General features: G+C 71.9%; 8 protein-coding genes and 1 riboswitch. All 8 genes read left to right on the top strand.

All coding sequences use genetic code 11. The features are described from left to right. Positions 1 to 2,094: a TonB-dependent receptor plug domain-containing protein gene (locus LZ199_RS36710; protein WP_253998445.1), complete on the top strand. Its 2,094-nt coding sequence runs from the start codon at positions 1 to 3 to the stop codon at positions 2,092 to 2,094. Beyond that, positions 2,069 to 3,682, top strand: a complete 1,614-nt coding sequence (locus tag LZ199_RS36705; RefSeq protein ID WP_253998444.1) for an MXAN_6577-like cysteine-rich protein — start codon at positions 2,069 to 2,071, stop codon at positions 3,680 to 3,682. The genes LZ199_RS36710 and LZ199_RS36705 overlap by 26 nt, the downstream gene beginning before the upstream one ends. A gap of 20 nt (positions 3,683 to 3,702) precedes the next feature. Further along, positions 3,703 to 3,917, top strand: a riboswitch (cobalamin riboswitch). Between the two features lie 148 nt (positions 3,918 to 4,065). Further along, the gene (locus tag LZ199_RS36700) at positions 4,066 to 5,460 is read left to right on the top strand and encodes a hypothetical protein (RefSeq protein ID WP_253998443.1); all 1,395 of its coding nucleotides are present in this window, start codon (positions 4,066 to 4,068) and stop codon (positions 5,458 to 5,460) included. Beyond that, positions 5,457 to 6,179: a cell surface protein gene (locus LZ199_RS36695; RefSeq protein WP_253998442.1), complete on the top strand. Its 723-nt coding sequence runs from the start codon at positions 5,457 to 5,459 to the stop codon at positions 6,177 to 6,179. Before LZ199_RS36700 ends, LZ199_RS36695 begins: the two co-directional genes overlap by 4 nt. Continuing rightward, positions 6,176 to 6,670, top strand: a complete 495-nt coding sequence (locus LZ199_RS36690) for a QcrA and Rieske domain-containing protein (protein ID WP_253998441.1) — start codon at positions 6,176 to 6,178, stop codon at positions 6,668 to 6,670. Before LZ199_RS36695 ends, LZ199_RS36690 begins: the two co-directional genes overlap by 4 nt. A gap of 161 nt (positions 6,671 to 6,831) precedes the next feature. Then, a complete protein-coding gene (locus LZ199_RS36685) occupies positions 6,832 to 8,514 on the top strand; it encodes an FHA domain-containing protein (protein ID WP_253998440.1) in 1,683 nt (560 codons plus the stop codon). Positions 8,515 to 8,597: 83 nt separating this feature from the next. Next, on the top strand, positions 8,598 to 11,870 hold the full coding sequence (locus LZ199_RS36680) for a serine/threonine-protein kinase (protein ID WP_253998439.1): 3,273 nt from the start codon (positions 8,598 to 8,600) through the stop codon (positions 11,868 to 11,870). A 75-nt stretch (positions 11,871 to 11,945) separates the two neighbouring features. Beyond that, positions 11,946 to 13,637 (top strand): carbon starvation CstA family protein, encoded by a 1,692-nt coding sequence (locus LZ199_RS36675; RefSeq protein ID WP_253998438.1) that lies wholly within the window; start codon positions 11,946 to 11,948, stop codon positions 13,635 to 13,637. Positions 13,638 to 13,642 lie beyond the last annotated feature (5 nt).

Below are 13,642 nucleotides of genomic sequence, written 5' to 3'. Positions count from 1 at the left end.
ATGCGGCGCACCTTCCTCGTCGGGCACCTCGTGTGCCTGGCGCTCAGCCTCCCAGCCCACTCACGCGCCCAGGCGTCGGATGACGTCGGTGTCGCTGTGCCTCCCGTGCAGGCCGACGCGGCTCCGGATGCAATCCCGAGCGAGCCTCCGAAGCCCCCCGCGGACGAGGTGACACCGGTGAGTCCCGGTGCGCGCTCCACGGTGGTGCGGGGCAAGTCACCGCCGCCTCCTGACTCACCCGAGCGCAGGGACCCGACGGGCGCCATCACCATCATCGACGCCACCGCTCGCGCGGGCGAGGCGCGTGACTCGGCGGAGCTGCTCGTCGGCTCGGTGGGCCTCGCGGTGCAGGACTCGGGAGGCTATGGCCAGAGCAAGAGCCTGGTCGTGCGCGGCGCGGCGTCGAACGGGGTGTTGGTGTTCCTCGATGGAATCCCGCTCAACGGCGCGGGTGGCATGGCGGACCTGTCCCAGGTCCCCGCCGCTCTTGTCGAGCGCTTCGAGGTGCTGCGCGGTGGCGCGGGCGCCCGCTATGGCTCGGGAGGCCTGGGCGGCGCGGTGAACATCGTCACGCGCGCGCCTTCCGCACACACGCGCGCCAGTGGCGAAGTCACGTACGGAAGCTGGAACACGGCGCTGGGGCACGTGGCCGTCACCGGCCCGCTGCTGGACGGACATGGCCTGGTGCTGCTGCACGCGGGACGCTCGGATGGGGACTTCGCCTACGAGCTCGATGAGCTGCCCGCCGTGGACGACAACCCCGTCACCGCCGAGGCCCGCGCGCGCAACGATGCCCAGGGCGGCGGCGTGCTCCTGCGCTATCGACGACGACTGCCCGGAGGCTCACGCCTGGATGTGCTCTCCGAGCTGGCCCTGGAGGACCGCGCCATCCCCGGCACGGTGCAGAACCCCCAGTCCGCCGGACGACAGGACCTGGACCGGCTCTCGCTCGGCGTGCGCTGGTCGGGTGCGCTCGGCGGCGCGGGAACGCAGGGCAGCGCGCGCGGCTTCTTCCGGCGCGATGGCCTGGAGGTGACAGGCGGGCTGCTCGGCGCGGGCGGTCCGCAGCGGCACCTGGTGGGCGGCGTGGAGCTGGAGGGACGGCTGCCGCTGGAAGGCGCTCACACGCTGACCACCACCGTGGCCTCCTCCGGCGAGCAGGTCACCGAGGCTCGGGGTTCTCAGTCCGCGGGTTGGTGGCGCGGCAGCGTCATGGCCATGGACGAGTGGGCGCTGTTCGGCGGTGTGCTGGATGTGGTGCCCTCGCTGCGGTTCGAGCGCGTGGGGCCCTACTGGCTCTTCTCTCCGAAGCTCGGCGCCGCGGTGTCGCTGGGCGGTGGCTTCGGCCTGCGCGCCAACGCGGGCCAGTCCCACCGCGCGCCCTCGTTCCTGGAGCTGTACATCCGCCAGGGCACGCTTTTGCCCAACCCCGGCTTGAAGCCCGAGCGCGCGCTGTACGCGGACGCCGCCCTGGGCTGGGACTCCGAGGAGACCGTCTCCGGAGCGCCCCGTTGGAGCGCGACGGCGGGTGGCTTCGCGGCGCTGTACGAGAACCTCATCGCCTACGAGCTGTATCCGCCGATGATGGCGCGGCCCTACAACTTCGACGCCGCGCGAGTGTGGGGCGTGGAGCTGGAGGGCGAGGCCCGGCCCTTCTCCTGGCTGTCCGCCAGCGGCAGCTGCACGTGGCTGCGCACGCAGAACCGACTGGGCGATCCGCGCTACTACAACCAGGACCTGCCCTACCGCCCGCGTCACAAGTGGGTGGGCCGCGTGCGCGCTGGCCCCGACTGGCTCAACGCTCGTACCGAGGTGCTCTACCAGGCCTCGCAGCTCGTCAATCGCACCGGCACGCGCGACCTGCCGTCACGCACCCTCTGGAGCGTGGGCGCCTCCAGCACCTTCCTGCGCGCTCCAGACGTCACCCTGTCCGTCGAGGTGAAGAACCTCCTCGACTCCCGGGCGCAGGACTTCACCGGCTTCCCGCTGCCAGGGCGCGCGGCCTACGCGACGCTCGCGGTGGCGCTCGACCCGAACCCCGCTTCGCCTCCTTCCTCCGAGGACTCCCATGCCCCGCGCGCCCCGTCTCCCTGAGCCCACGCCGCTGGCGTTGCTGTCGGTCTGCCTCCTGGCGCTCGTGCTCACCGGTTGTCCGGACGAAGGCGTGGTGTGCACCGCCGGCCTCACCGTCTGCGAGGGCTCCTGCGTGGACCTGCGCGGTGACACCGCCCACTGCGGCGCCTGTGGCACCACCTGCTCCTCGGGCGAAGTCTGTCAGGACAGCATCTGCGGCTGTCGTGCCGGGACCGAGTCCTGTGGTGGCGCCTGCGTGGACACCGCGACGGATGTGGCCCACTGCGGTGCGTGTGGCTCGGCCTGTGCCGCCGGTCAGGTGTGCGAAGCGGGCACGTGTCGAGAGGGTTGCTCGGAGGGTCTCCTGCGCTGCGGCGGCGCGTGCGTGGATGCGCGAAGTGACGTGCTGAACTGCGGCTCGTGCGGCGTCGCGTGCCAGGACGTGCAGTCGTGTCACGCGGGCCGGTGCGCCTATGACGTGGTGACGGCGTGCTTCACGAATGGACATCTCGTGGGCATCCAGGCGGGGACGGACCAGCTCGGGCCCCGGCGCGAGTTCGGCGCGGGCGTGCAGGCGCTCGCGTCGTGGGATGGCCACGTGCTCGCGGCGGACATGACGAACGGCAAGCTGCTCCAGGCGTCGGGAGGCAACCTGGGGGCCCTCGTCGAGGAGGACTCGCTGGGCGTGGTTTCCGGCTCGCCCAATGACATCCTCGTGGACCCGCCCTACGTGTACGTCATCGACTCGGTGAACAACACGCTCCAGGTGCTCAAGCGCGAGGGCGCCGCGCAGGGCAACGGCCTGGGCCTTCGCACGGTGGGCCAGGTGAACCTGGGAGCGAACACCAGTCCCCAGGCGCTCGCGCGCTTCGGCACCACGCTCTACATCCCGCTGTTCGGCACCGCGAGCTCCGGCTTCCAGCACGGCAACGCCGTGGCTCGCGTGGACGTCTCCAACCCCGAGCAGCCGCGCAAGGTGGACACGCTGTCGCTCACGGGGCTGGACTTGAAGCCTTTCGGTGGAGGCCCGGTGATGCCGCTGCCGTACTCGGTGACGGCGACGCGCTCCGCTGTCTACGTGGCGCTCACCAACCTCAACCCCGCCAATGACTACCGTCCCAACGGGCCGGGCATGCTCGCGCGCATCGACCCCTCCACCGGAGCGGTGAGCGCCATCGACCTGGGCGCGGAGCGCTGCCTCAACGCGGGCTATGTGGAGGCGGTGGGGGACCAGCTCGTGGTCGCCTGTATCGGCGAGGCCCTCTATGACCCGGAGAATGGCTACATCGCGACGTCGGTGCGCTCCACCGGGCTGGTGCTGGTGAAGGACGACGCCGTCGTGGCCTCCTACGCGCTCAACCCCGGCTGCCAGCCCGGTGCGCCCGGGTGTGTGCTCTCCGTGGCAAGTCGCTTCGCGGTGGCCAAGGGCGCGGTGTACCTGGCGGACACCAACGCCGGCCGCGTCTTCGTGGTGGAGGTGGGAGACGGCCGACTCACCGAGCGCCGTGGCTACTCCACGCCCGAGGCGAAGGGCCCCGCGTTGGAGGCGTGCCCGTTGGACCCGCGTCGCCCCGTGTCCAATGCCATCGACGTCACCGCGCTCCATTGACAATGCCCGCCACCCGCCATATCCCGGCCGGCGTCCTCGGTGCTGGCGTGGAAACACGGTGGCTCTAGGGAACCCGGTGTGAATCCGGGACTGCCCCGCAGCGGTGTGCAGGAACGACCGCCGTCACGAAGCACTGGTCCCTTTCGTGGGGCTGGGAAGCGACGGCCAGTAGGTGGGTGCCCCTGGGGCATCCGCGCCTGCGAGTCCGAAAACCTGCCAAGGACCCGTGCCCTTCGGGCACGGACATCACCGAGGCCTCCGAGGGGAGGCGGCGGAGGCGTCAGCCTTTTTCCCGTGCGCGTGGGTGTGCCCGGGGCCGCCTTCGACCGCGTCCTCCTGGAAGCCCACCCGCCCGTGGGGGCGGAGAGGGACCGAGGACGCTGATGAAGACCGCTGATTGGAAGCGAGTATCCCCCTGGACCAGGTCTGTTTCGCTGGCAGTAAGCACCTTCGCGGTGGCGCTGCTCGGCACGGGTTGCAATCCCGAGTGCGTCGACCAGTTCGACTGCCGCGCCGACAATGGCCAGCCCCCCGCGGGCCAGCAGTGGGTCTGCGTCGACGAGAAGTGCGAGACGGAGCCGGTGGAGCAGCCTCCGACGCCTGACTCAGGCACGCCGGACGCCGGGCCCGTTGACTCGGGCACTCCGGACTCGGGCCCGGGTCCCGCCGACTCGGGAACGCCGGACGCAGGCCCCGTGGATTCGGGCACGCCGGATTCGGGCCCGGTGGACCCCACGCCGGACGCGGGAACGCCGGACGCAGGCCCCGTCACCTGCGAGAACACGCCGCACGACGCGAAGCTGGGCACGCTCGCGCTCCAGCCGGGCTTCGTCGCCACCGAGACGGCGCCACTGCCGGATGGCATCGCCGCGCTGGGCTCGTCGCCGGGTCCGACGTACGCGTTCTACGCGGTGCAGGGGGGCGGCAAGGACGCCGCGCTGTACTCGATGGGCACGTGGCCCAACCTCCAGCTCTCCACTACCAAGCTTTATGACGTCGTCACCCCGGAGGACCGCGCTGGCAGCGTCACCGTCTACGCGGGCGGCTACCTCATCAACGACGGGCAGCGCGTCTTCACCGGCTACACCACGGGCGCCTCCGGGTCTCCGGGCTCCATCGCCGCCTACGACATCGCCACGCCGGCCTCGTCGTCCTTCCTCTCCGCGCCGAAGAACTACTCCGCGGCGGCCTTCTCGAGCGGGGACACGAGCGCGGTGCTCATCAACGGCGGCGGTCTGGGCACGCTGCCCACGGGTCTTGGCATCTACGGCCTGGTGACGTCCGAGAATCCGCTGGGCACGGTGCGCGTGGCCAACTTCCCGGAAGGCACGGTCGGTAGCGGCTTCACGGCCGTGGCGGACAACGGCGTCGCCGCGCTGGGCTACTTCAACGGCGACTTCGTCAACGTCATCTACGGCGTGGCCCCGGCTGTCGTCGCCCAGGCCATCACCAGTGGGACGCCGCTGGAGCTGGGCAGCCAGTCGCCCATCGAGGTGGGCAGCGAGTTCGACAGCGCGTCCTCCTTCGGCGCGGGCGTGGTGGTCAACCGCGGCGGGTATGACGAGAACTTCAGCTTCGTGAGCACCGACGTGTCGCGCTTCGCGCTGTCCACCAACACAGGTGGCGACACCGTCACCGTGGGCGCGCGCGCCGCCGTGCTCGACTACGTGGACCAGTGCACCACAGTCACCATGTTGGAGCCGCTCGGCTCTGACGTGCTGGTGGGCGTCGCCGACAAGAACGGCCAGCGGCTGGTCCGCCTCCAGGTGGCCCCGTGATTCGCCGCGCGTACAGGGGCCCGGCGCTCGCCGCGCTCCTGAGCCTCACGGCCTGCGGAGGCGAGGACCCGTCCTCTCCCTCCGGAGACGCGGGGCCGAACGACTCGGGTCCGCCCGGGGACGCGAGCGTCGCCGTGCCCGCGGACCCGTACGCGGACGAGGTCGTCGAGTTCCTTCCGGGCCTCGGCGCGGGCTTCGGGCAGGACCGCTTCCCGTCCGTCGTCCTGGGGCCGCCGGTGGGCTCGGGGCTGGACAGCGGCTCGCTCGACGTCCTCTCGCTGGGCAAGTCGGGCTCCATCACCCTGCGCTTCACGGACATCGCGGTGATGGATGGGCCGGGCGTGGACCTGCTCGTCTTCGAGAACGCCTTCCTCATCGCCGGAGGCGCTCGTGCCTTCACCGAGCGGGCGAAGGTCTCCGTGAGCGACGACGGCGTGCAGTGGTTCGAGTTCCCCTGCGCCCCCTCGGACGCGGCGAACAACTACCCGGGCTGCGCGGGCGTGCGTCCCGTGACGGCCAACCCCGCCGCGGGCATCAGCGCCACGGACCCCGCCGTGGCGGGCGGAGACGGCTTCGACCTGGCCACCGTGGGCCTGAGCCGGGCGCGCTACGTGCGCATCCAGGACTCCGGCACCAACGGCTCCGCCGGCACGTCCGCCGGCTTTGATTTGGACGGAGTCGCCGTGGTGAACGGCGTGTCGCTCACGGCCGCCCCATGACGAAGAAGCTGGACCGCCGCGCCGCGCTCCTCACGCTGGCCCAGGGTGGCTGTGCCCTGGCCGCGCTGGGAATGGGGTGCGGCGGTGAGTGGCGGGAGGCCGTCGTCCTGGACCTCCCGCCCGACGGCGCCGCCTGTCCCGGGGCGCCGCTGCCGGGCACCGCCGAGGAGGGCTGGGTGGAGGTGCGGCTCGCGGACCACCCCGCGCTCCAGACTCCCGGCGGCCATGCCGAAGTGCGCGTGCCCCAGGCTCTCCTGGACGTGGTGCTCGTGCACACGCGGCCCGGCTGCTTCGTGGCGTTGTGGCGCATCTGCACTCACGGTGACTGCGCGGTGGACTGGCTCCCGTCCGAGGGCGTCATGGAGTGTCCCTGCCATGGCTCCCGCTTCGCCCTGGACGGCGCGGTGCTCCAGGGGCCCGCACAACGAGCGCTGACGACCTTCACCGCGGTGCGCTACGCGGACTCCGTCTTCATCCACAGGCCCCGCTGAAGTCCTGCCCCGTCGGGCACTTGCGAGTCGCCCCGCGCACTGTCAATCTTGACGCGGCGCATGGCACTCGCGCCCGTGGTCCGGGTCACTCCTGTCCCCCCTCTCGAAGCGGTGTCTCCTTCTCTCATGAGACGGGAGAGTCGTGTAATGTCGGGCATTCGATGTGGCAGATCATCATCAACGGGCCCGGCTACTTCGATACGTCCTACGATTTGCCCGAGGGCGTGACGAGCCTGGGCCGCGCGGACGAGAACGACATCGTCCTGGGTGGCGACCTCGTGTCGCGCCGTCACGCGCGCCTGTACGTCGAGGCGGACATCCTCCGCATCGAGGACCTGGGCAGCCGTAACGGCAGTCGTGTCAACGGCGCGCCGCTGCAGGGCTCGCGGCAGCTGTCCCCCGGGGACACCGTGGCGCTGGGCGAGAACACGCTCGCGGTCCGCCAGCCCAACACCGTGGAGAACGCGGCCACGGAGATGGTGAACCTGGGCGCGGGCGGCGTCGTGCGCTTCGGCCATGGGCAGGACGTGGGGCCCTCCGTGCTGCTCGCCAAGAGCGTGCGGGACGCGGACGTGCTGCGCCTCCTGGACAACGTGGGGCCCATCCCCTTCGAGGACTTCAGCAGCGCGTCCACGCCGATTGCGCCCGCAAGTCCCCGCGTGGGCCAGGAGACGCTGGTGCTGATGTTCCGCACCGCGGAAGCGCTCTCCACCGCCACCACGCTGTCCACCTTCCTGGACACGACGATGGACCGGCTGCTGGAGCGCACGGACGCGACGACGGCGGTGGTGTTGCTCAAGCACCCCACGGGCGCGCTGGTGCCCGCGGCCGTGCGCCACCGGGGCAAGCTGGCCAAGGGCGAGGTGCCCGTGTCGGACGCCATCGTCGAGGAGGCGCTGAAGCAGGGCCGCGCGCTCGCGGTGGGCGACGTGCGCGACGACCGCCGCTTCGCCGCGCGAGAGAGCGTCATCCTCTACGCCGTGGACAGCGTGCTGTGCATCCCCATTGGCGCGGAGCCCCCGTACGCGGGCGTCCTCTACGTCAACACCACCACCAAGGGAGACGGGCTGGAGCCCATGCTGGACGCCTGCTCGGCGGTGGCCCACCTGGTGGCCACGGGCGTGCAGAAGTTCTCCCCCAAGGACGGCGGCGCCACGCTGGAGCGCGCGCGCCGCACGCTGGAGCGCTTCCACCCGCCGGACATCGCCGAGCGCCGCGCCTCCGAGGCCCAACGCCAGGGGGGCAGGCTGCCAGGCCTGGAGGAGCGCACCCTCACCGTGCTGCACGTGGAGCTGGTGGGCTTTGGCGCCCTGGCGCCTCGCATCGGCGCGGCCAAGGCCACCCAGCTGCTCAACGACTTCCACGCGCGCGCCACCGGCATCGTGTTCAGCTTCGAGGCCACGGTGGAGGGCTTCCTGGGCGACTCCATGCGGGCGCTGTTCGGCGTGCCGTACATGAAGGGCGAGGACTCGGTGCGGGCGGTGCGCGCCGCGCTGTCGCTGCGCACCGACTGGGAGCGGGCCATGAGCCGCCGCCCCCAGGACGAGCGCTGCGAGCTGCGGCTGGCCCTGCACACCACGCGCGCGCTGGTGGGGATGATCGGCAACGAGGTGCGCTCGGACTACACGGCCGTGGGCGAGGGCATGCCCGTCGCCGGGTGGCTGGCCGCCACGGGCAACCCCGGGCAGGTGCTGATGACGGGGAAGATGCTGGCCTCCGTGGGGGCCCGCTTCGACGTGATGCCCCTGGGGGAGCGGCTGGTCCGCGCGCCCCGGGAGAAGGTGGCCGTCTTCGAGGTGCTCGACGAGGACGTCGGCACGCTCACCAACCCGGGCCTGCGGTGAAAACCCCTCGCGGCAGGTTGACGGGTTGATGCAGTGGCCCTGGACGGGGTTCAATGGGGTCCCAGTGGTGGACCCCCGCCTCCATGAACGCCCATAACCCTTCCGCCCGGCTGCGTCCGTTCCGGCCCCAGCCCTTTGGCCGGTATACCCTCCTGTCCCATCTGGCGACGGGCGGCATGGGAGAGATTTATCTCGCCCGCCTGGAGGGTGCGCAGGGCTTCGAGAAGCTGTGCGTCATCAAGAAGATCCTCCCCCAGCTCGCCGAGGACACCGACTTCGTCGAGCGCTTCGTGGGCGAGGCGCGCACGCTCGTCCGGCTGAGCCACGGCTCCATCGCCCAGGTGCTGGACATGGGGCTGCACGAGGGCGAGGCCTACATGGCCCTCGAGTACGTGGACGGCAAGGACCTGCGCAAGGTGGCCGCCCGCGTCAGGGACAGGCAGGTGCCGCTGCCGCTCACCTTCATCCTCTATGTCGTGGGCCGGGTGCTGGACGCGCTCGCCTACGCGCACCGCAAGAAGGATGACGACGGCGAGGACCTGAAGCTGGTCCACCGGGACATCTCTCCGCAGAACATCCTCATCTCCTACGAAGGGGAGGTGAAGGTCGTCGACTTCGGGCTGGCCAAGAGCCGGCTGTCGGCGGCGAAGACGAACCCCAGCATCATCCTGGGCAAGTTCCTCTACATGTCCCCGGAGCAGGCGCGGCACCAGCCGGTGGACCGCCGCAGCGACTTGTACGCGGTGGGCCTCACGCTCTACGAGCTCATCGCCGGCAAGAACCCCTTCGACGGCATCCACCCCGGCGAGCTGATGTCCGTCGTCGCCAACCCCAAGGTGCCGCCGCTGGATGAGGTGGAGCCGCTCACGCCGCGCTCGGTGACGGCGCTGGTGGCCAAGGCGCTGGAGGTGGACCCCGCGCAGCGCTTCCAGACGGCGGAGGAGTTCCGCGGCCGGCTGCAGACGTGCCTGATGGAGATTGACGCGAACGCGGGCCCGGAGAGCGTCAGCCGCTTCATGCGCGAGCTGTTCACCGCGGACTTCCAGTCCGAGCGGCGCCTGTTGGCCAGCCTCAAGGAGGTGCCGCGCGGTGGCGGCGCCCCGGAGCCTCGCGCCGGTGCCCTGGAGCAGGAGGACGGTGGCCCCGCGCCCCGCGCGACGCTGCCGGCGGGGGCGATGCTGCCCGCGAAGACCATCCGGCTGGATGGCCCGGTGGAGGCGCTCTCCTTCCACCCCACGCCGCGCAGCCGCGAGGCCGGGGGGCCGGTGAATGACGGCGAGACGCGTCCGGGCATCCCCATGGACGAGTCCACGCGGCCCGCCTTCCCGCTGGAGGCCCTGGAGGAAGAGGCCCGCGCCCGGGCGGGCCGGCTGAATCCGGACACGTCGCCCTCGGTGGAGGTGGAGCCGGAGGCCTTCAGCCGTCCTCCTCCCGCGCCGCCGCCCGCGGTCCCCGCGGTGATTCGCCCGCCCTCGCAGACGCGCGAGGTGCCACTGGCCACGATGCCGCCGGAGGCGATTCCCCCCGCCCCCTGGACTCCGCCCGCGCCGCCGCCTTCGAGGCCGGACATGCGGCCCACGGAGCTGGAGCTGGTGCCCATGGGGGCCGTGGTCGGCCCCGCCGACTCCGAGCCGTCCCCCTGGCCGGTGGAGCCGACGGAGCCCCGCGCGGAGCCGCTGCGTGGAGCCGGTGGCGAGCCGCTCAGGCCCGGCGCGACGGCGTCCCGGCCTCCGGCGCCCGCCTCGGGTCCCCGTCCTGGTGGACCTCCGCCTCCGGTGGCCCAGCCGCCGCCCGCCGCGCCAGTGCCGCCCGCGACGATGCCGCAGCGTCAGGCGCTGAGCGCTCCTTCGGGGACGCTGCCTCCCGGGGCTCCCGCGCGCTCGGGGGCGATGGTGATGCCCGCGGTCTCCGCGGCGAGCGGCCCGTTCTCCTCGCCGCCACCGGGCGCTCCGACGCGCTCGGGGGTGATGATGATGCCGGCCGTCTCCCTGCCCGCGACGCCCGCGCGCTCGGGCGCGGCCCCGGCCAGCGCGCCTTCGTCCCGCGGCGCCGAGTCGGGCGGGGGCGTTCCGGATGTCGGGGCCTCGGCGGGCTTCGAGTCGGACGGGGCCGAGCTGCCGGTGCTCACGCCCGAGCAGATGGGCCACGACGAGCAGGCGGTGCGGGTGGAGGAGATGGACACCAACCCGCGCGCGTCCCGGCCGCCACGAGCGGAGCGCTCCGACGACACGCAGCCTCGCGGGCCTCGCGACGCGGACACGGACCCTCGGGGGCCGCGCGTGGCGGACATGCGGCCGGCGGCCGTCGCCCATGAGGACACCCAGCCTCGCGTGGTGCTCGACGAGAGCTTCCTTCGCGACGCGGAGGGCGCCGCGCGGGAGCAGGAGGAGCGGCAGGGGAGCGCGCGTCCGAAGACGGGCTCGAGCCGCGTCCGCGCGTCCTCTCCCGGCATGCGACCCGTGCAGCAGGGCCGGCGCACCGGGTCCGCCTCCGTCATCCGTCCCGCGCCTGCCCCGGCGCCCGCACCCGAGCCCGCCGAGGACGAGGAGGAGGACGCGGATGTTCGCGTGTCCATGCCCTCGCATGACGAGACGCGCCGCACGGCGGTGCCCGTCCGGCCGAACGTGCAGGCCGCCGCGCGCCGCGCCGGAGAGGACACCCGCAGGACCTCCATGCCCCGGCGCTCCCAGGGCAGGTCCGTCGTGAAGTGGGTGGTGATGCTGGGCGGTCTGGGCGCGTTGCTCGCGGGCGCCGCCGCGCTCGTCCTGAAGCCCGATTTGCTCAGACTCCTGACACGGCAGCTGGGGCTCGCCCAGCTCGACGCGGGCCCTCCGGCCGCGAAGCCCATCGAGCGGCCCCAGCCTCCGTCCTCTGAGCGCGCCGTGGCGCGGGGGGATGAAGTGCCTCCGGTCGCCGCGCCGCCCGTCGCGGGTGAGGTGGTCGCCGAGGACAGCCCGCCTCCCTCCCCACCGGCTCCCGCGAACGTACCGCCTCCCGCGAAGCCGGCCGAGGACAAGCCGGTGGCGGAGGACCTGTTCCTGGCCCCGTTGTCGGGCAGCCCCGCGAAGTCCGCCCCCTCCAAGCGCGCCGCTTCACGTGCGCGAGCTGCCACGGCTCCCACGAGCAAGGCCCAGGCCGAGCTCAGGAAGGAGTGGAAGGAGACGCTCGCCCTGTTCGAGAAGCTGGAGAAGATCCGTCCTTGCGAGAACATGGGCGTGCTGTGCACGCGTCGGAACGACGTGAGCCAAATGGTGGAGGCCGCCAAGGGGGAGCCGGACCCGGACCCCGAAATCCTCAAGAGTGTGAGGCGGGTGAAGAAGGATGCGCTGAGACAACTCAGCCAGGAAGACGAGTGAGCCCGCGGCCTTGGCCCTGGAGCAGCCAGAAGTCATGGAGTTGACCGGAAGTCCTGGGCGGGAAAGCCTTCAGGAATGAGCCTCCCCCTGATTGCCGGCGTGTTCCTGGTGGTGCTGGCCCTCGGCTATCGCTTCTACGGCGGCTTCATCGCCCGGCAGTTCCGGCTGGACGGTGGCGCCGCGACGCCCGCGCACACGAAGCAGGACGGCGTGGACTTCGTGCCGACGAAGCCCTTCTACCTGCTGGGCCAGCACTTCAGCGCGATTGCCGCGGCGGGCCCCATCGCGGGTCCCATCCTCGCGGCGCAGCAGTTCGGCTGGCTGCCGGCGCTGTTGTGGATAGCGGTGGGCTCGGTGTTCATCGGGGCGATGCACGACTTCGCCACGCTGGTGGCCAGCGTGCGCCACGGGGCCGTCTCCATCGCGGAAGTCGTGCGCAGCCACCTGGGGCCGACGGCGGGGCTGGCGATGCTGGCCTTCATCTGGGTGGCGCTCGTCTACGTCATCGTCGCCTTCACGGATGCGACGGCCGCGACGTTCGTCAGCGGTGACGCGGAGCTGGAGGGGCTCACCTTCCGCTTCAACCTGGGCGGCGCGGTGGCCTTCGCGTCGATTGCCTACCTGGGACTGGCGATGGTGATGGGGCTGGTGGACCGCTACCTGAAGCCGCCCTTGTGGCTGCAGACGCTCATCTTCGTGCCGGCGACGCTGGGCGTGGTGTTCCTGGGCACGCGCTTCTCCACGCTGCTGGTGATGGATGCGCGCAGCTGGGCGGCGCTCATCCTCGCGTACTGCTTCATCGCGTCGCTCACGCCGGTGTGGGTGCTCCTGCAGCCGCGCGGCTACCTGGGCGGCTTCGTGCTCTACGCGGCGCTGGCGGTGGGCGTGGTGGGCATCTTCTACGGCGGGCTGAGCGGGGAGCTGTCGATTGAGCAGCCGGCCTTCGCGGGCTTCAACGTGCCCGGGGCTGGAGGCGCGCTGTTTCCCTTCCTCTTCGTCACCATCGCCTGCGGAGCATGCTCGGGCTTCCACGGGCTGGTGTGTTCGGGCACCACGTCGAAGCAGATAGACAAGGAGCCGCACTGCAAGCCGGTGGGCTACGGGGCCATGCTGCTGGAGGGCTTCGTGGCGGTCATCGCGCTGGCGACGGTGATGATTGCCACCCAGGGGGAGCTCGCGGGCAAGGCGCCCGGCGCGGTGTATGGCGCGGGGTTGGGACGCTTCCTCGTCACGGTGCTGGGCAAGGAGCACCTCGTCTTCGCCACGACGTTCGGCGCCATGGCCTTCTCCACCTTCGTGTTCGACACGCTGGACGTGTCCACGCGGCTGGGGCGCTACATCCTCCAGGAGCTGACGGGCAGGAAGGGGCGGGTGTCGGCGATGGTGGCCACGGCGGTGACGTGTGGGGTGCCGCTGGCCTTCGTGCTGCTGGCGGGCACGGGGGCGTGGCGCTCGTTCTGGACGTTGTTCGGCACGTCCAATCAGCTGCTCGCCTCGCTGTCGCTCCTGGGCGTCTGTGTGTGGCTCAAGAGCACGAGCCGGCCGTATGTGTATGCGCTGGTGCCCATGCTGTTCGTGGGGGCCGTGACGCTCACCAGCCTGGTGCTCCTGGTGCGCGAGGCGCTGCAGCCGACCAGCTCCGCCGCCTCCCGCGTGAATGGGGTGGTGGCGGTGGTGTTGCTTGCGTTGGCTTTGTCGCTCTTCACAGCGGGGGCGCGTGCGCTGCGCTCCCGGCGTCCCCCCGCGGCCCCCGCGCCCGCTGTCTGATTCCG

It is taken from the genome of Myxococcus qinghaiensis (genome assembly GCF_024198215.1).
GTDB lineage: Bacteria > Myxococcota > Myxococcia > Myxococcales > Myxococcaceae > Myxococcus > Myxococcus qinghaiensis.
This window is presented reverse-complemented; position numbering and strand designations above follow the sequence as displayed.

Coding starts and splice junctions, on each gene's coding strand:
- LZ199_RS36710 (WP_253998445.1), top strand. CDS start 1: ATGCGGCGCACCTTCCTCGTCGGGCACCTCGTGTGCCTGGCGCTCAGC.
- LZ199_RS36705 (WP_253998444.1), top strand. CDS start 2,069: ATGCCCCGCGCGCCCCGTCTCCCTGAGCCCACGCCGCTGGCGTTGCTG.
- LZ199_RS36700 (WP_253998443.1), top strand. CDS start 4,066: ATGAAGACCGCTGATTGGAAGCGAGTATCCCCCTGGACCAGGTCTGTT.
- LZ199_RS36690 (WP_253998441.1), top strand. CDS start 6,176: ATGACGAAGAAGCTGGACCGCCGCGCCGCGCTCCTCACGCTGGCCCAG.
- LZ199_RS36685 (WP_253998440.1), top strand. CDS start 6,832: ATGTGGCAGATCATCATCAACGGGCCCGGCTACTTCGATACGTCCTAC.
- LZ199_RS36680 (WP_253998439.1), top strand. CDS start 8,598: ATGAACGCCCATAACCCTTCCGCCCGGCTGCGTCCGTTCCGGCCCCAG.
- LZ199_RS36675 (WP_253998438.1), top strand. CDS start 11,946: ATGAGCCTCCCCCTGATTGCCGGCGTGTTCCTGGTGGTGCTGGCCCTC.